Raw genomic sequence first — 18781 nt, 5'->3', positions numbered from 1 at the left:
GACGATTATGCCGAGTTTTAATGAAATTGTGTGTGGGGAAGTAAATTTCAACGATATTTTGTCTAAACCATTAGAGAAAGCATTGGCAAATAGTGATTTTCAACTGCGACTACTTGAGGAAGGTGACACTGAAGTGGCTGAGGCTGATCTTTTAATGGAAGAGATTTTTCCACCAAGAGAAGTCGATGATTATAAACCCAGTCAACTATTAAGTTCTGTGGATAATGTGCTTTCCATTATTTGCTTGAAGGGTGGTGTGGTTATCGGCAGTATAACGGTTAGTTGTGTTGGGGGGGACGAGAAATATATGATTCTGCATTCATTAGGGGTGGACAAGGAATACCGGAATAAAAAGCTTGGCTCTGCCTTAATGCTGGTTGTGCATGATATCGCTTGTGAATTAGAGATTGATACCATCTCGTTAATCTCGTCAGACTATGGTAAACCATTTTATAGAAGCTTTAATTTTACTGAAATGGCGCACCAATCGTTTGAAATAACCTTGCCTTTCGCAAAGAAAGTAATTGATAAAAAAATAGCCGATTTTCAACGGATGAACCAAAAAGCGGTTGGTAGCGTAACAGCCGGATTAAATTTTTTTGATGGTGGTATTCAGAAGCAAGTTCAGCCATTGGCCAGCCAAAGTTTATCACCTACTTTCTCTTAGTAATTTGTTGTTTTTTCTGGTAAAAATAAAACGAGACAGCTGGAAAGGACTAAGCTAATTGGGATAATAAGAAGAGCCGTTTGGTAGTTAGCAAGAGTATAGGTCTTGCCGGTATGATTGAGACTGTCGAGTATATATCCAATGAATGGTTGCATAAGAGGTGCACTAAGCATGGCTAGTGTATTTGTAAAGCCCGTACAGGTAGAGAGGGAGTCAGCAGGAGCCAGTTCGTTAGCGATAGAAAATGCCAGCATATAAGCTCCACAACACAAGCCGATTAGAAACATTAACCAGCCGAGAGTCACCGCATTATCGAACGGCAGATAAAGGACGACAGCTATCAAAAGCGCTGTCGATAAACATGAACTTACCATAAGTGGTTTGCGGCGCTTAAAAAGGCCAGCCAACTTACCAAAAAGAGGGCAGCTCAGTCCAGCACCTAAAAAGATCATGGCGTCAATAAAACTGGCTTGTTTTAAACTGCAGGCAAGTTTTACCTGAATAAAAGGTACTGCCCACATGGCTCCAAAAACTGTGATAACGGTAAAACTCAAACCCACAAATAATCCATTGATCCACGCTTTCCCATTGCTTAAAATCCCTGACAGTTGTTTGCTATATTTGGGTAAAGAAAATGTTTCTTGCGAAGCAACAGGGATATATAACCAACACAGACAAGAAATAATCAGGCCCAAAAGTGCTGCACTGTTAATGAAACTTCGCCATCCCCACTCGCTAATCAAAGCGCCCAACCCTATCAAACCAAACATGGTGACCAGAAATCCCAAGGTTTCGGAAAGCCCAATCATGAAAGCAAATTGTTTGAGTGGAAAATGTTGTCTTAATAAGTGGGATAAACCAACAAAAGCAAAGGCTGAGCCGGCACCTATTAGAAGACGCCCAATAATTAGGCAAAACAGGCTGGTGCTTTGAGCGAAAAAAACACAACCAATGGTACAGAGGAGTGCATTGAGTGTGAGTAACAACCGGGTGTTTTTACGATCAAAAAGCATTCCCACAGGAATTTGCATGCTAGTATAAACATAATAAAAAGAACTGCTTAAAAGTCCTGCCTGCCACGCAGACAATTGCATATCATACATAATGGCACCAATAATGACCCCTGATGATAATTGCAAGAAAAATTGGAACAGAACAAAAGAAACACCAACAAGCCAGATAAGAGAGCGCTGTGTTGTTTTGGCAAGGGGAATACTAATTGGAGTCATTGATTCATTAGGCTGTAAAAAAAAAGAGACTATACCCAATCGTGGTAGGAATGTGTAGATTTAAATGGCACTGTGTTTAACAAATACGGGATAAGGGCGCATAAATTCAGGTTATATAAGCCGTATTATTTTCTAATTTGGTTTTCATTCGAGGTAAATGAGAGTAGCGATGGTTGGAGGAACTAATACAATAACAGTATTATGGGGATAAAATGAATTTACGCGATTTGCATTATTTTGTTGTATTGGCTGACGTTATGCATTTTGGCGAGGCTGCCAGGCGCTGCCATGTAAGTCAACCTACTTTGAGTATGCAGTTGAAAAAACTGGAAGAAGAGTTGGGTGTGCCACTTTTTGAACGGACTAACAAGCAAGTTATGTTAACTGACAGTGGACGTATGTTGCTTAGCCGAGCTCAACATATACTGACTCAGATTGCTGAAATGAAAGAAATGGCACGTGCTGCCTCTGATCCTTATACAGGTGAGTTACGTTTAGGGGTTATCCCTACATTAGGGCCTTATTTATTACCTCATGTCATGCCAGTGATTCAAGAGACCTTACCGAATTTACGCGTCTGGTTACTTGAAGAAAAAACCGATCGCTTAATTGCTAAATTGGCTGCAGGTCAATTGGATGCGGCTATAATGGCGACACCCGTGGAGGCTGAATTTAGCAAGCAAATTCTTTTTAATGAGCCCTTCTATTTTGCTTGCGCAGCTAATGTTGTATCCCCTGATAAAACTGAAATGCGAGTTGATGATTTGGCTAATCAGCCGGTAATGTTATTAGAAGAGGGTCATTGTTTACGTGAACAGGCAATGGCTGTATGCCAATTGGCAAAGACTGATGTTGTGCAGGCTGATTTTACTGCAACAAGTTTGGAAACTTTACGATTAATGGTACAAGCAGGGAGGGGTGTCACTCTGTTGCCTGCGTTATCTGTTTATAAGGTTGCGCCTGGTGATTTACAAATTATTCCTTTTGTCCAACCTGCACCGTTTCGTACTATTGCCTTATATTGGCGCACAGGTACTGCCAGACTTTCTTGCTTCGAAGCCTTGGCACGATTAATTAGTATCACTATCCAGAATTTATTAAAAGAAAAGCAGCCATAATTGTTCTGGTCTTTACTGCTTTCACGCAGCAGAGACAAGCTTTGAAGTTAAGCGAGCTGATGGACTTTAATCAGCATGCCAGCTTGTGGATGATCCAGATAATAAATCGCCCCGCCTTTCAGGCGTTGTTTTTGGGAAAAAACAAAAGCTGCTTGGCTGCTTGGTGCTGAAAATAGGAGTTCAGTGTCAAGTAAATAATAATTGGAACGGCGAATACGTAGAGTACCTTCTATTTGCCAGCCATCTTTTGTTGTTTTAGGTAACATGATCGGGCGCTGGTTATTTAAAGGCTGTAACCAGGTGTAATGTAAAAGCACTCTATATTGCGGTTTACGGTGCAAAGCCCAATATTCCTGCCGCAGTTGTGAAGACGAGACGGGCAATAAATGATACGGTGTCAGGGAGTTCTTGGCTTCCGTACTTAACGGAATGGCCTGAGAGGTATTTGCTGTGATGTTACTTGCCAGGGATAAATCAGCAGGTAGAGAATAAGCACTCTGATGGGTAAAGACAATCAGGTCAACCTGATAAAAAGAGGCGGTGTTTTTTGCTTGTCCAACACAGGTAAATAAAAGCGTGATTATCAAAATGAATAGTCTAAGCATAATTTCTTCTTCTTTTTAGGGCTATGTAACTCTTAATGTGCAGTTTATTGCTCATGATTATACACACCTCTTCTCTTTTATGTCACGATTAGAAGAAATGACGATACTGCACAACCAATCGCTCCTGGCTGGTCATTGCAGTGGTGAAATCCCTTTTTATAATTAAGTTCTTTATGGTAAAAAATCTTGCTGAAATCAAAAAATTAAGCGTTGCCTTCCAAGCGCCTGAGCAGGTAATTACTGCTGTAGATGCAGTAAGCTTTACTCTTAATCCTGGTGAAACACTGGCACTGCTTGGTGAGTCGGGTTGTGGTAAATCGTTAACCTCGCTCGCATTGATGCGTCTTTTACCAGTCAATGGTGTTTATGGCAAAACGAGTGAAATTAATGTTGAAAATACGGATTTACTGAACTTACCTGAATCTGTGATGAGAGGGTTGCGCGGACGACGGTTGGCTATGATCTTCCAGGAACCAATGACCGCACTAAATCCTGTGTTAACTATCGGACAGCAATTGGCCGAAGCGATATCCAAACAGCAAAAAATACCTAGAGAACAAATGGATGAGCGCTTGCTTGCTCTTCTTGATGAAGTTGAAATGCCCAAGCCTCATTTGCGGCTAAATCAGTATCCGCACCAATTATCGGGAGGCCAAAAACAACGGGTAGTAATCGCTATGGCTATAGCGAACAATCCGGAAATATTGATTGCAGATGAACCAACAACCGCACTTGATGTGACTATTCAGGCACAAATTTTAGCGTTATTAAAAAAACTACAAGGCCAACACCAGATGAGTCTGCTTTTAATCACCCATGATCTTGGTGTGGTAAAAGCAATGGCTGATAGAGTCTGTGTTATGTACGCAGGGCAAGTTGTGGAGCAAGCCACAGTCAGAGAATTTTTCTCGCAAGTGAAACACCCTTATTCCCAGCAATTACTTGCTGCTTTGCCATCTTTTAATAAGCGCCATTATCGTTTACAAACTATACCAGGCGCTGTGCCAACCTTAGATTGCCTTCCCAATGGCTGCCGTTTTCATCCCCGTTGCGCCCATGCTTTTGGACCCTGTGATGATCAGGAACCACAATTACAAACAATACAAAATCGGATAGTGCGTTGTCATTTATACCCGGATCTCGATAAGCCGCCTGCTTTAGCTAGTGAAGAAAGGAATTGGGAGCCTAAACCTAACCAAAGAACAGAAGAAATTCTACTGCGTGTCAACGAGTTAAGTGTTCATTTTTATACTAAACGGGGTATATTGAGACATAATAAAGAAGTGATCAAAGCAGTGGATGGCTTGTCTTTTGAGTTATACAAGGGTAGAACTCTGGCATTGGTAGGTGAGTCAGGATGCGGCAAAACAACAGTAAGTCGTGCTGTATTAAGATTACAACCTGTTACTGTTGGTGAGATAAGCTATCGTGATAAAAATATTAATACTATGCAAGGTCGTCACTTGCGAAATTACCGTAAACAGGTACAGATTATTTTTCAGGATCCTTTTTCTTCAATGAATCCCCGTATGACAGTGGGTGAGATTTTAGCTGAAGGAATGTTGGCCCAGGGCTTAGCTTCGACGATTATCAAGCGCAAGCAACAAACGTTGCTTGAACAAGTCAATTTACCCCGTAACAGTCTGCATCGTTATCCTCATCAATTTTCCGGTGGCCAACGGCAGCGGATTTGTATCGCCCGGGCATTGGCTACCGAACCTGAATTGTTAATTTGTGATGAGCCGACTAGTGCGCTTGATGTTTCTGTGCAGGCACAAATCCTGAATTTGCTTAAGGAATTACAGCAAGAGAGAGGCCTATCTTATTTATTTATTACTCACAATATGGCAGTTGTTTCTTATATTGCTGATGATGTGTTAGTCATGCGTGATGGCCGTGCGATTGAAAAAGGTCTTTGTGAACAAATCTTACAGCAACCGCAACAAGACTATACACGTCGATTATTAGCTAGTGTTCTAACAGTTTAAATGGAGCAATCCCTTTTACCACAGCATTGCTAAGGGATTGCTACCTAAGAATCGGCTATTTTTGTAATAGCTGGCTAATAAATTGATCCAGCTCTGACAAGGCAATACGAGTGACCTCTTCCTTATTGCGTGCTTTATACTCTACTGCTTGCTGTTCCAGGTTGCGTTCGCTTACCACGAGGCGGTGTGGGATACCGATTAAATCATTATCAGCAAATAAAACGCCCGGGCGCTCATTGCGATCATCAAGCAAAACATCAAGGCCTTGTGCACTGAGTTGTTGATAAAGGGATTCTGCTTTTTCTTTAACAAGCGCCGAGCGATGGCCATTAATGGGGACTATAACTAGTTGGAACGGGGCAATAGTTTGCGGCCAGACAATACCATGAGCATCATGGTGTTGTTCAATCGCGGCTGCAACAACACGAGTAATACCTAAGCCATAACATCCCATTAACATGGTTTGTAACTGGCCTTCTTCATTGATAACTGCAGCGTTCATGGCTTTCGCGTATTTATCACCGAGTTGGAATACATGCCCAACTTCAATACCACGGCAAGAATGGAGCGTCCCTTTACCATCGGGGCTTGAATCGCCTTCTTTGACATTACGTAGATCAAAAGCATCTTGATAGTGGGCATCTCGACCCCAGGCAGCCTGCTTATAGTGCTTATCAGCTTGATTAGCGCCGCAGATGAAGGACGTTAATGCCAAGGCATGGTGATCAGCAATAACAGGAATAGTAAGACCAACAGGACCAAGAGAGCCTATAGGCGCTTTGAGTGCTGTTGCTATAGTTTGTTCATCAGCAAATCGGAGAGGTGATTTTAGCAAAGGATGTTTGCTGGCTTTTACTTCATTTAATTCGTCATCACCGCGCAATACCAGGGCAACCAAGGGATGTTCTTTACCTTCAACAATCAATGTTTTTACTGTTTGAGCAGTATCGACCTGTAAAAAATTGGCAACCTCCGTAATCGTTTTTTGCTCCGGTGTATCGACGAGCGTAATAATTTCTTCTGGCAACGCGGTTGCCTTTGGAGGCAGTAGGGTGGTTGCTTGTTCAATATTAGCCGCGTAGTTACTACCATCACTATAAAAAATCAAATCTTCACCAGAATCGGCTAATACCTGAAATTCATGTGATGCCGAACCACCAATTGCACCGGTATCTGCTTCGACTGCGCGATAGCGAAGACCAAGCCGATCAAAAATGCGACAATAAGCGTGGTACATTGCATCATAAGTACGTTGCAGGCATGCCTGGCTTAAATGAAAGGAGTAAGAATCTTTCATAATAAATTCACGCGCACGCATAACACCAAAACGAGGTCTTATTTCATCGCGAAATTTAGTTTGAATTTGGTAGAGATTAATGGGCAATTGTTTATAAGATTGCAATTCATTTCTCATTAAATCAGTAATCACTTCTTCATGAGTTGGTCCAAAGCAATAGTCTCTTCCATTGCTATCACGCATTGTTAATAACAGGCCGCCAAAGGTATCCCAACGTCCTGTTTCCTGCCACAATTCAGCGGGTTGTACGGCAGGCATTAATACTTCCATTGCATTAGCACGATTCATCTCTTCACGTACAATTTGTTCAACTTTACGTAAAACTTTTAAACCAAGCGGTAACCAAGTGTAAAGACCGGAGCCAAGTTTGCGGATCATGCCAGCTCGTAGCATAAGTTGATGTGAAACAATTTCAGCATCACTCGGTGTTTCTTTAAGGGTAGCTGATAGCCATTGAGACGCGCGCATGCCTGCTCCTGATCATATTAGTTTTAAAAAGAGAGTCATTATATACTTCACCAGTTATAAACAAAATAATTCCTTCGCGCTCAGGTGGAGAGAGAATGAACACAATTGCGCTTATTCAAACTTTTTGCAAGGTGGTGCAATGTCATGGTTTGACCGCAGCGGCCAAACAGTTGGATATTTCTGCTGCGGCAGTGAGCAAGCAAATTAGCCTCCTGGAATCAGAGTTAGGTGTTACCTTATTGGAGCGAACAACACGCAAAATAACGCTAACCAGTGTAGGTGAATCTTATTACCGAGAGGTACAGGCAGTTTTACAAGCGTTGGAACAAGCCAATAGTGTGATTGCCGCTTCACAAGCAGAGCCCAAAGGCCTGTTAAGAGTAAAAAGTTCACGTTTTTTTGCCGAGAATATTATTTTACCGCGCATGCCAGAGTTTCAGGTACACTATCCGCAGGTTGTTCTCGATTTACAAATTGCGGAGCAAGTACCCCATCTTTTAGAGGAAGGACTCGATATAGCATTTGGGATGTCTATGCAGGTCGCATCGAATTCAATACAAAAAAAAATTACCACTACCCGTTATGTGTTTTGCGCATCACCTGCTTATCTTGCAAATTTTGGTACTCCTGAAAAACCTATTCAATTGCAACAACATCATTATTTAACTCATAGTATGCGTCAGCCAAATAATAGTTGGACTTTTGCTTCAGGAGAGACTGTCTTTTTGGAGCCCTCGCTCTATTTAAATGATGCCGAAGCACTTTGTGATTGTGCTTGCCGTGGTATAGGGATTGTTGCTTTACACCATTATCAGGTAGCGAGGGCGCTGGAAAGAGGTGAGCTTGTCGAGCTTTTCCCAACCTATAAAATGCCTGTTATCCCTGTCTATCTTTTTTATCATCCAGCACGATTCATTCAGCCCAAAGTTCGTGTTTGGATAGAAGCAATGTCAAAACAGTTAAAGGATTTTATGTAGCCTGTGTATTTTGCTTGAAGTTTGAGAGATATTGGACAAGTAACGCCGGTAGTCAAGGTGAAAAGAACACGATTACCGATAATCAATGTATTATGCGAGAAAGGTTGTATTTTCGGGAACATTATGTGTGCCGTGCATAAAGCACGGCAGATTGGGAGCTAGGCAACAGTATTTTCTGTGTCAACAGTAATAGGCGTTTTTTTGGCTTTCTCCAGTACGCTTCTCATTTTTTCACTAAGCATATTATTCTGATCTGCCCCATCTAGGTGGGTCAATGCGTGTGAATAGTCATTAAAATTAACTTTACCACTTGTAACATCATAGTTTGCACCAATCATGGCGATATTGTCCTGATCAATCATCAATCTTAAGATTTCACTATCCTTGTATATTTGCTGCAAGGTATTAGCAATATTGAATTCAGTCACATGATTTACAAACTCAGTATTTTTGCTTGTACGATTATTTATAGTTTCTCTTTCTGCTGCGACAGCGGGTTGAATTTTGCTCAACAATTGCGTGATATGACCTTTTTCAACCCCATCACAAGCTGCTTGAATAGCGCCACATCGCGTGTGGCCCAAGACAACGATTAATTTTGCACCCACAACGTTACATGCATATTCAATGCTGGCTAACACATCGTCATTAACCACATTTCCAGCTACGCGTATACAGAATAAATCACCGAAGCTCATATCAAAAATGGTTTCTACCGGTACGCGGGAATCGATGCAACCCAAAACCACTGCAATAGGATGTTGTGTTTCAGCGGTGTATTTAATATCGGTTTTAAGACTACGGTGGATACGCGTATCGTGCAGGAATCGTTGGTTACCTTCACGCAATATGTTAAGCACTTGAGGCGGTTCTAAAGTGGCTAAGACGTCGTAAGTAGTGACATTGATGAAATCAACATAATTATGAATGTCGTAATGATCTTTAAAGCCTATCAGGTTTAAAGCGATTTGTTTTAATGGTGCTTGCTCTTGTTGAAACTCTTTAAGTAATTCGACAATTTCTTTATCAATATAGTTTGTGTAACGCGCATCGATAATTAATTGAGAGTTTCTTGGAATGGAATCAAGCTCAGCAATTAGGGACGCTTTATTCAAGAAAGTAATTTGTTGTGGCAACATAAGGCGGTTGGTTACGCCTGTTGGGTATATTTCTTTGATAATATCCAGTCGGGCTTGGCTGTTAGATTTTAAGATATAAAAGAGGCTGATTGCCAAACCGATAAGAATACCTGCCAATAAATTAAATGAAACAATACTGATGACCGTTGCAATAAAAGGAATAAACCTATCCATACCATGCTGGTAAATGGTGGTGTAAATAGACGGCTTCGTTAGTTTATAACCTGTAAAGATTAAAATGGCTGCCAACGAGGATAAAGGGATCTTGTTCAGCCAGGTTGAAATAAACACGACGGCTAGAAGAAGAAAAACACCATGTAACACGGCTGACATTTTGGTTTTAGCGCCGGCTTGAATGTTAACCGATGTACGGACAATAACGGAAGTGAGAGGAATACCTCCAATTAAACCGGCAGTAAGATTGCCAAATCCCTGAGCGATTAACTCTTGATCCTTGGAACAGTAACGCCGTTTCTTATCGAGTTTTTCACCTGCTTTAACATTAAGCAAGCTTTCTAATGAAGCAACAATAGCGATGATACACGCGTATAAATAAATTTTCGGATTAGTCCATGCCGACCAACGAGGGAATTCCAGTTCACTAAAAAAATCGCCAAACCCATCTTGTTGCGGTATGTTAACCAGATGCGGGTTGTTTTGGGCAAAGGGTGAGCCGGTTATAAGGAATAGCTCATTAATTAAAATCCCGGCAACCACAACGACGATCGGCGCAGGGATACCTCGTAGCCATTTAATTTTTGTTTTTTCAGCATAAATTAAAATGGCTAAAGAGATGAGTGAAATAATCGCAGCGCCTGTATTGATATGCGATGGTAAATCATAAAGTGGGTTTAAAGTCAGACTTTCAGTGGTTTCTAATAGGTGTAATTTTAGTTCTTTTAGATCAGTAGAGAGCGAAAAAGCCAAGGGAAGTTGTTTAATAATCAGCAAAATACCGATAGCACACAATAACCCTTGTACTACATTGGAAGGGATATAATCAGCAACAAAACCTGCACGCAGACTGCCTACAATCAGCTGTAGAAATCCTGCCAGCACCAACGCTAAAAGAAATGTATTGAAATCACCTAATTGAGAAATAGCGGCAAGAACGACGGCTGCCATTCCGGCGGCGGGACCGCTGACGCTAACTTGAGAGCCACTAAGTGCACCAACAATAATCCCCCCAACAATACCACTTAAAATACCGGAGAATAATGGTGCGCCGGAAGCCAGAGCAATTCCCAAACAGAGTGGAATAGCAACCAGAAATACAACAATAGCTGCTATAAAATCATATTTTAGCGAGCGATGCCTATAAATACGGAATTTTCGGATATTTGTGGCTAGTATTTCATTCATCTTTATTTATACCCTGGTTTCAGTTCATTGGTAAATCAGGTTGTTCAATTATTGTTTCTTTACAATAAAGATAAATATCTTAACTTTTATGTGATTGCTTTGCTAGTTTTTTATGCAAAAATAAAATTCCTTATCCAAATTTGTATAAATTTCTAGCATTCCTCTTCAAGAGATAACAATTCTTCTTCAGCAAAAATCGTCTCACTTGCGTTAGTATTAGCAAGGAGCAATTGATTTTCAAGCGTTTTAAATTGCCAAAGATCCTGATCCATTAATTGACTCGGTTTGATGCTTTGTAAAGCATGTAAAATATTACTAGGGACTTTAGGGTTTTCTTCCGCTAATTGATCAATAAGCCTGCCAATGCGCTTGCGGGCAAGATTTTCCTGCGAGCCGCATAAAGTACAGGGAATAATTGGATAAGCTTGTTCTTGTGCAAACGTAATGATGTCGCGTTCTTGTACATAACAAAGGGGACGAATAACAATATGTTTTTTATTATCACTAAGTAGTTTGGGGGGCATGGAACGTACATCACCATTGTAAAGAATGGACATCATCAGTGTACGAATCAAATCATCGCGGTGGTGTCCCAAGGCAATTTTATTAAAACCGTGTTCTTCTGCATAACGATAGATTATTCCGCGTCGTAATCTTGAGCAAAGTGAACAGTAGGTTTTACCCTCAGGTATTTTCTCTTTAACAATACTATAGGTATCACGAGTCAGGATCTCGTAAGGAATGTTTCTTTCCTTTAGCCAGGCATGCAATTTACTATCATCCCAACCCGGTTGGGCTTGATCTAAAGTAAAGGCAAACAGCTCAAACTTATTATTTGAACGACGTCGAAGAGTGTGAAGCAAAGTTAATAAGCTAAAGGAATCTTTACCGCCAGATAAGCATACCATCACTCGGTCACCACGCTGGATCATATTAAAATCGGCAATGGCTTTACCGGTGTAATGCAATAGTTTTTTTTCAACGGCAGAAGGAGTAGCAGGCATAGTTACAACCTAAGGTAATGAAAACGGATCAAAATATTGGCAGCGATTCTATCATATTACTTAGGGTCTGTTGACATTTTCTACTAGCTTGGCCGAAAAGATTGATTTCCTGTGCTTTGTTACTCATTGACTACTGTGTAAACTGTGCTGTGATGCGTGTAAATCAATGCTCTTGACTCATGACGGCGCAATGTTAGCAGACCTGGTCATATACTGATGTTTACGCTTGTATTTTACTTGGTAGTGGCTTTTGCTTTTGAGACTGCCGGGTTTTGCGGTGGAAAGCTTGCAATACGAGCGGTCGTTAACCAGGAGTTAACTTCTTCCAAATCGTTAACATTTAAGGTGCCAGCAAGGTATTTTAAATTTAGCATTGCATTGATTAAATTATATTGATCGCTGGCCAGTTGTTCTTGAGCTTCAAAAAGTTTTTGTTGCGCGTTCACCACGTCCACCATAGTGCGCGTTCCAACCTGAAATTGCGCTTCGGTACTTTCTAAAGAGTTTTGCTGAGAGATAATGGTTTGTCTGTCTGCTTTTACTTTAGAGATACCATCAATAATAGTATTGAAAGCAATACGGCTATTGACCACAACATCTCGATACGTTTGTTCTAATTGTTGACTTGAGGTTTGAAAATCGTATTGTGCCTGTCGAGTTTGAGATTCTACTAAGCCCCCCTGAAAGACAGGGAAATTTAAAGCGATAGCAACGTTAGCGGTACCTTGGCGAGCGGGAACGAAAAAAGAACTACTACCGCCGCTGTTATGAGTTTGTGTTGCGGTACCTTGCAATGCAAAAGTAGGCCAATTACCTGCAGATTGTGCCTTGATATTATCACGCGATGATTCCAGGCTATATTTGGCGGCATAAAGTTTATAATTTTGTTTGAGTCCGGTATTAACCCATTCATCGACATTATCCGGTTCGGGTTTGATAAGAGGGATACGGCTATCCCTTAATGGTGCCAGGATTTCATAAACGTGATTGGTTAACTTACGCAAATTCTCGTTTTGGTTAATTTGGTTATTTTTGGCTGAAATAACTTCCGCTACGGATTGATCATAAGCCGCCTTTGCTTCATAGACGGAAGTAATTGCATCTAAACCCACTTTGAAACGTTGTTCTGCTTGCTCAAATTGGCGTTTGTTAGCGCGTTTTTTTGCTTCAGCAAAATTTAACGTATCTTTAGCGAGCAAAACCTGAAAATAAGCGCTTGCCGTACGCAAAATCAAATCTTGGGCTGCATTATTAAAATTGGCTTGTGCTGCTTTAACAGATGCTTTTGCCTGTTGCACAAGAGCCCACGCCTGATAGTTAAACATGGCCTGTGAAGCACTCACTGACCATAGATTGTTATTGTAAGTCGTTTCGAGGGCTGTACCAGAGGCGATAACATTCTGAACGCTACGTCCGGTCTGTGCAGATACTGTCAGTTGAGGAAACAGCGCTGCACGAGCCTGAGGTATAGCTTCCGTACTCGACATGTAGGTGCTATAGGCTTGCTTGAAAGTAGGATCATTTTCTAGCGCCTGCTGATAAATATCCATTAGATCTGTAGCGTGTGACCAGGAAGGTAAACCGAGACCTAATAGCAGGCACAATAACGTTTTTTTCATACAAGCTTGTCCTAGAAGACGAATTCTTTGGGTTTTGATTTATCAATTAATGGAGGGATGCTTGTTTCGAACAATACTGTTCCATGCCATTTTCCATCCTGCTGTAATGTGTGCAATTGCCCCTGCATCACAGGCTCTTTCCCAATAATGGCGAATAATTTTCCACCTGGCAGCACTTGTAAGCGTTGTGTATCACACAGTGACTCGATAGAGCCAGTAAAAACAACCACATCATAAGGGGCTTTTTCAAGCCAACCACGACAGGCATCGCCGGTTGCCAGCTCAACGTTATTACAGTGGTGGGTTTTTAATTTTTGTTGAGCATGGGTGGTAAATTCTGTGTAATAGTCAACACTGATTACTTTTTTACATAAACGGCTTAAAAGAGCGGTGAAAAAACCGGTTCCAGTACCTATTTCCAAAACGGTTTCACTACCTTGCAGGGCCAAGGCTTGCAGGATTTTACCTTCTTCCAAAGGAGTCAGCATCCGCTGATTATGAGCCAGAGGGATTTGCATATCTGAATAAGCAAAATGCTGAAAAGCATGGGGCACAAACTCATGACGTGGTAGCAAATCGTAAAGGTTGAGAATTTTTTCATCAAGAACATCACCCGTACGAAGTTGTTGCTTAATCATATTGGTTTGAGCGTTAGTCATTGGATCACCATACATTCAATATTTCAGGCGTGATAATGCGATTTTGGCTAAAAATTCTTTATTTTTCTGTTGCACAACAGCAAATAGTTGCAGTCGTCTGTTGTGATACTGCCTAAACAAAGAACTTTCGCGCTAAGTTAACGAATTATCAACCAAACCTAGGTTAAAGTGTTGAGAGGATTTTAGCAAGAATTGCTAAAAGGTGCGATTAATTCAACACTGATTCGTTAATTTAATCTAAAAAGAGGGATTTCTTTTAGAATTGCCCCTCCTCAAAGAGAATTTTCTAGAATTAAGAGCATGAAGTGAAATGATTTCATAGTGGAGCTGTGTAAAATTTGTTATTATCGCCCCATTTTGGTGAGACTCAAAGGAGAGAACAGTGCTTGAGCAATTTACCGAGTTTTTGCAATCCGAGTTAGATACCCTCAGAAAAGAGGGGTTATATAAGGCAGAGCGAGTAATATCCAGCCAGCAAAAAGCGGCTGTCCAAGTGAAGGAAGGTGAAGTTATCAATTTATGTGCAAACAATTATCTCGGGCTTGCCAATCACCCCGATTTAATTGCTGAAGGTCAGAAAGCACTGGAAAAATATGGTTATGGAATGGCTTCTGTTCGCTTCATTTGTGGTACACAAACGCCTCATAAAGCTCTGGAGAAAAGAATAAGCCATTTTCTCAGTAAAGAAGATACTATTCTTTACTCATCTTGCTTTGATGCGAATACCGGTTTATTTGAAACGTTATTGGGACCAGAGGATGCCATTATAAGTGATGCTCTGAACCACGCCAGTATTATTGATGGGATTCGTTTATGCAAGGCAGCACGGTTTCGTTATGCCAATAATGATATGAAGGATTTGGAAGAACAACTCATTGCTGCCAAGAATGCCCGTTTTCGTTTGATTGCTACCGACGGTGTTTTTTCTATGGATGGTATTATTGCTAATTTACCCGCCATCTGTGAATTGGCTGAGCGATATGACGCTATGGTCATGGTTGATGATTCACACGCTGTTGGTTTTATGGGCGAAACAGGACGCGGTACGCCTGAATATTGTGGTGTGGCAGATAAGATTGACATTATCACCGGTACCCTGGGTAAAGCATTGGGTGGTGCTTCAGGAGGATATACTGCAGCCAATGCAGTCATTATTGATTGGTTGCGCCAACGCTCCAGACCCTATCTTTTCTCCAATACGCTGGCACCAATGATTGCTGATTGTTCAATTGCTGTTATAGACATGCTTGAAACTAGCAATGAATTAGGACAAAAACTAAAACGCAATAGCCAATATTTTCGTGAGGGCATGACTGAGCTTGGATTCACTCTGGTACCAGGTGAGCATCCTATTATTCCTGTGATGTTAGGGGATGCAGCTTTGGCTGGCCGGATGGCAGAGCATTTACTCAAGCAAGGAATTTATGTGGTTGGGTTTTCCTATCCAGTCGTCCCGAAAGGGAAAGCAAGGATTCGTACCCAGATGTCCGCAGCACATGAATTGGAACATTTGGATAAGGCATTGGATGCGTTTGCTAAAGTGGGTCGAGAACTTGGAGTTATTTAATCACTTCAAGTTGCTGAGTTCTAACATTTTAAAATTAATAACGTCAGTATAACTGGTGTTATTAACTGTAGGGGAGTTGCATGAAATCTCTAGTAAAAGCCAAACGCGAACCAGGTATTTGGATGGAAGATATTCCCGTACCTGAGTACAGTGTCAATGACGTGCTGATAAAAATTCATAAAACAGCCATCTGCGGAACTGATATTCATATCTACTCCTGGGATGATTGGGCGCAGGCAACCATTCCGGTACCTATGACAGTGGGCCATGAATTTTATGGTGAAATTGTTGAAGTAGGTCGAGAAGTAAAAGGGCTTAAAGTTGGTCAACGTGTTTCAGGAGAAGGACACGTTACCTGCGGTATATGCAGAAATTGCCGTGCAGGAAAGCGCCATTTATGTCGTAATACCTTAGGCGTAGGTGTTAATCGACCCGGTTGCTTTGCAGAATATCTGGCTATGCCAGCGTCTAATGTGGTGGTCTTACCCGATAATATTAGCGGTGATCAGGCTTCAATTCTTGATCCCTTTGGTAATGCAACACACTGTGCCCTGGCGTTCGATGTTGTCGGTGAAGATGTATTAATTACCGGTGCGGGACCAATCGGTATTATGGCTGTAGCGATTGTACGTCACATTGGCGCACGCCATGTAGTGATCACCGATGTGAATGAATATCGTCTGGAGTTAGCCCGTAAGATGGGAGCTACACGAGCAGTCAATATAAAACGTCAAGCAATTAAAGATGTGATGACCGAGTTAGGGATGACTGAAGGCTTTGATGTTGGTTTGGAAATGTCCGGAAATCCTATGGCTCTAAATGATATGGTCAAAGCGATGAATCATGGCGGCCATATAGCGATGTTGGGAATCCCCCCACAGGAAACGGCGATCGATTGGAATCAGGTTATTTTTAAAGGCTTGGTTATCAAGGGAATTTATGGTCGAGAAATGTTTGAAACCTGGTACAAAATGATAGCAATGTTACAAAGTGGTCTAAATATAGAACCCGTCATTACGCATCATTTTCCAGTGGCAGAATACCAGCAGGGTTTTGAAATGATGGCTTCAGGGCAGTCAGGAAAAGTGATTCTTGACTGGTCTTAGGCGCTGTTACATGCCGACTAGCTTGGCCGTTCTGCTTTGATTTTCTGTACTTCGTTGCTCGCAAATCAAGCTGGAATGTCTGGAGCTAGCGGCATACAGCAGTTCCTATATTAGGTTTTTTATGGGTATTAATAAGTCAGTTGTATGGCGCCCTTGAGAAAATAACAGGTTTGGGTTAACGTCTGCCCATTTTTAGTGGGATGGAGTGTGTATGTCGCAATATATTTTTACTATGAACCGAGTGAGTAAAATCGTTGATAATCAACGTTTTATTTTGAAAGATATTTCCTTGAGCTTTTTTCCGGGCGCTAAAATTGGTGTACTCGGTTTGAATGGTTCGGGTAAATCTACTTTATTGCGTATCATGGCAGGCGTGGATAAACAATTCGAAGGGGAAGCGAGGCCACAACCAGGGATTAAGATTGGTTATTTGGCGCAAGAGCCTGATCTTGATTTAGACAAAACTGTACGAGCCGTTGTAGAAGAAGGCGTGGCTGAAATTAAAGCGAAATTGACTCAATTTGATGAGATCAGCATGCGTTTTGCCGAGCCGATGGGCGATGATGAGATGAATGACTTGCTGGCTAAACAGGGTGAGCTGCAAAATGAAATAGAGGCCTGTGGTGGTTGGGATTTGGATCGCAGATTAGATATTGCTGCCGATGCACTCCGCTTACCTGATTGGGAGGCCAAAATCAGTCTGCTTTCTGGAGGGGAACGTCGGCGTGTGGCATTGTGCCGTTTATTATTATCCAATCCAGACATGTTGTTATTAGATGAGCCAACTAACCATCTGGATGCTGAAAGTGTTGCCTGGCTTGAGCGTTATTTGGAAGAGTTCCCTGGTACGGTGGTTGCAATTACCCACGATAGATATTTTCTTGATAATGCCGCTGAGTGGATTTTGGAACTTGATCGAGGTGAGGGGATACCCTATAAAGGAAATTATACTGCCTGGCTTGAACAAAAAGAGGCCCGTTTGGCCATGGAAGATAAACAGCAAGCGTCACATCAACGAGCTATCAAAGCCGAATTAGAGTGGGTTCGTACTTCGCCTAAAGGACGCCATGCCAAAAATAAAGCCCGTCTTGCACGTTTCGAAGAGATGAACTCCAAGGAATTCCAAAAGCGTAATGAAACCAATGAGCTCTATATTCCGCCAGGTGATCGTTTAGGTGATTTGGTCTTGGAAGGAATAAAATTAAGCAAGTCATTTGGCGATCGTCTGTTAATCGATAATCTGAGTTTTCAATTACCTAAAGGTGGAGTGCTTGGTATTATTGGTCCCAATGGCGCGGGTAAATCGACTTTCTTAAAAATGATTACTGGACAAGAAAAACCTGATGACGGTGAGATTCGTGTAGGTGATACAGTCAATTTGGCTTATGTCGACCAGATGCGTGATCATTTAGATGATAACAAAACGGTTTGGCAAGAAATTGCAGACGGACATGACATCATGCAGGTGGGTTCTTTCCAAATGCCTTCAAGAGCCTATGTTGGACGCTTTAATTTTAAAGGTGCGGATCAACAGAAGAAAATGGCACAGTTATCAGGTGGAGAAAGAAACCGTGTCCATTTAGCCAAACTACTTAAGCGCGGTGGAAATGTATTATTGCTTGACGAGCCAAGTAATGATCTGGATGTAGAAACGTTACGTGCACTGGAAGAGGCTATTTTGAATTTTCCGGGTTGTGCGATTGTCATTTCACATGATCGTTGGTTTTTAGATCGTATCTGTACACATTTAATGGCTTTTGAAGGTGATTCGCAAGTCGTTTTTGTTGAAGGAAATTACAGCGATTATGAACTGGATAGGAAGCGGCGATTAGGCGATGAAGCAGATAGGCCGTCGCGTATTAAATATCGTCGTTTAAAATCTTGATACAGAGTTGGCAGCAATTTATACGTTAAATTGCTGCAGTATAAGTATAAAGGTAATTCAAAGTGTATTTTTCTGTGTTATCCTTGCTGCC

Annotated in this window: 14 protein-coding genes; 7 read left to right on the top strand and 7 right to left on the bottom strand. The window is 41.5% G+C overall.

Annotated features, from left to right (window positions below; all coding sequences use genetic code 11):
* Positions 1-7: 7 nt before the first annotated feature.
* On the top strand, positions 8-667 hold the full coding sequence (locus ACN4Z1_RS08485) for a GNAT family N-acetyltransferase (protein ID WP_228363283.1): 660 nt from the start codon (positions 8-10) through the stop codon (positions 665-667).
* Here ACN4Z1_RS08485 and ACN4Z1_RS08480 read toward each other — a convergent pair.
* On the bottom strand, positions 664-1896 hold the full coding sequence (locus ACN4Z1_RS08480) for an MFS transporter (RefSeq protein ID WP_228363282.1): 1233 nt from the start codon (positions 1894-1896) through the stop codon (positions 664-666). The two genes, ACN4Z1_RS08485 and ACN4Z1_RS08480, sit on opposite strands and share 4 nt — an antisense overlap.
* 212 nt (positions 1897-2108) lie before the next feature.
* Here ACN4Z1_RS08480 and ACN4Z1_RS08475 point away from each other — a divergent pair, with 212 nt between their 5' ends.
* Complete coding sequence (locus tag ACN4Z1_RS08475) at positions 2109-3014, top strand: LysR substrate-binding domain-containing protein (RefSeq protein WP_228363281.1); 906 nt, start codon at positions 2109-2111, stop codon at positions 3012-3014.
* 47 nt (positions 3015-3061) lie between these two features.
* Here the strand turns inward: ACN4Z1_RS08475 and ACN4Z1_RS08470 are convergent, their stop codons facing one another.
* Complete coding sequence (locus tag ACN4Z1_RS08470; RefSeq protein ID WP_228363280.1) at positions 3062-3619, bottom strand: CsiV family protein; 558 nt, start codon at positions 3617-3619, stop codon at positions 3062-3064.
* A 173-nt stretch (positions 3620-3792) separates the two neighbouring features.
* Here ACN4Z1_RS08470 and ACN4Z1_RS08465 point away from each other — a divergent pair, with 173 nt between their 5' ends.
* Positions 3793-5607 carry an ABC transporter ATP-binding protein gene (locus ACN4Z1_RS08465; protein ID WP_228363279.1) on the top strand — a complete coding sequence of 605 codons (1815 nt, stop codon included), beginning with the start codon at positions 3793-3795 and terminating at the stop codon, positions 5605-5607.
* A 55-nt stretch (positions 5608-5662) separates the two neighbouring features.
* On the opposite strand, the gene ACN4Z1_RS08460 is transcribed toward ACN4Z1_RS08465, so the two are convergent.
* On the bottom strand, positions 5663-7372 hold the full coding sequence (locus ACN4Z1_RS08460; RefSeq protein WP_228363278.1) for a proline--tRNA ligase: 1710 nt from the start codon (positions 7370-7372) through the stop codon (positions 5663-5665).
* Between the two features lie 95 nt (positions 7373-7467).
* Between ACN4Z1_RS08460 and ACN4Z1_RS08455 the strand changes: the two genes are divergently transcribed.
* Entirely contained in the window at positions 7468-8349 is an 882-nt protein-coding gene (locus ACN4Z1_RS08455; RefSeq protein ID WP_228363277.1) for a LysR family transcriptional regulator, read from the top strand.
* Positions 8350-8507: 158 nt separating this feature from the next.
* Here the strand turns inward: ACN4Z1_RS08455 and ACN4Z1_RS08450 are convergent, their stop codons facing one another.
* From ACN4Z1_RS08450 to ACN4Z1_RS08435, 4 genes are all read right to left on the bottom strand, one after another.
* Positions 8508-10850 carry a bifunctional SulP family inorganic anion transporter/carbonic anhydrase gene (locus tag ACN4Z1_RS08450; RefSeq protein ID WP_228363276.1) on the bottom strand — a complete coding sequence of 781 codons (2343 nt, stop codon included), beginning with the start codon at positions 10848-10850 and terminating at the stop codon, positions 8508-8510.
* 152 nt (positions 10851-11002) lie between these two features.
* Entirely contained in the window at positions 11003-11854 is an 852-nt protein-coding gene (ttcA, locus tag ACN4Z1_RS08445; RefSeq protein ID WP_228363275.1) for a tRNA 2-thiocytidine(32) synthetase TtcA, read from the bottom strand.
* A 233-nt stretch (positions 11855-12087) separates the two neighbouring features.
* Positions 12088-13473: a TolC family outer membrane protein gene (locus tag ACN4Z1_RS08440; protein ID WP_228363274.1), complete on the bottom strand. Its 1386-nt coding sequence runs from the start codon at positions 13471-13473 to the stop codon at positions 12088-12090.
* Positions 13474-13484: 11 nt separating this feature from the next.
* Positions 13485-14132 carry a protein-L-isoaspartate O-methyltransferase family protein gene (locus ACN4Z1_RS08435; RefSeq protein ID WP_228363273.1) on the bottom strand — a complete coding sequence of 216 codons (648 nt, stop codon included), beginning with the start codon at positions 14130-14132 and terminating at the stop codon, positions 13485-13487.
* A 382-nt stretch (positions 14133-14514) separates the two neighbouring features.
* On the opposite strand from ACN4Z1_RS08435, the gene ACN4Z1_RS08430 reads away from it, so the two are divergent.
* From ACN4Z1_RS08430 to ettA, 3 genes are all read left to right on the top strand, one after another.
* A complete protein-coding gene (locus ACN4Z1_RS08430) occupies positions 14515-15699 on the top strand; it encodes a glycine C-acetyltransferase (RefSeq protein ID WP_228363272.1) in 1185 nt (394 codons plus the stop codon).
* Positions 15700-15779: 80 nt separating this feature from the next.
* The gene (tdh, locus tag ACN4Z1_RS08425) at positions 15780-16805 is read left to right on the top strand and encodes an L-threonine 3-dehydrogenase (protein WP_115221791.1); all 1026 of its coding nucleotides are present in this window, start codon (positions 15780-15782) and stop codon (positions 16803-16805) included.
* Positions 16806-17016: 211 nt separating this feature from the next.
* The gene (gene ettA, locus ACN4Z1_RS08420; protein WP_115221790.1) at positions 17017-18690 is read left to right on the top strand and encodes an energy-dependent translational throttle protein EttA; all 1674 of its coding nucleotides are present in this window, start codon (positions 17017-17019) and stop codon (positions 18688-18690) included.
* The last annotated feature ends 91 nt before the right edge of the window (positions 18691-18781 follow it).

Source organism: Legionella sp. ST3F1 (assembly GCF_048553315.1).
GTDB lineage: Bacteria > Pseudomonadota > Gammaproteobacteria > Legionellales > Legionellaceae > Tatlockia > Tatlockia donaldsonii.
The sequence above is the reverse complement of the archived record's forward strand: the minus strand, read 5'-3'. Positions and strand labels throughout refer to the sequence as shown.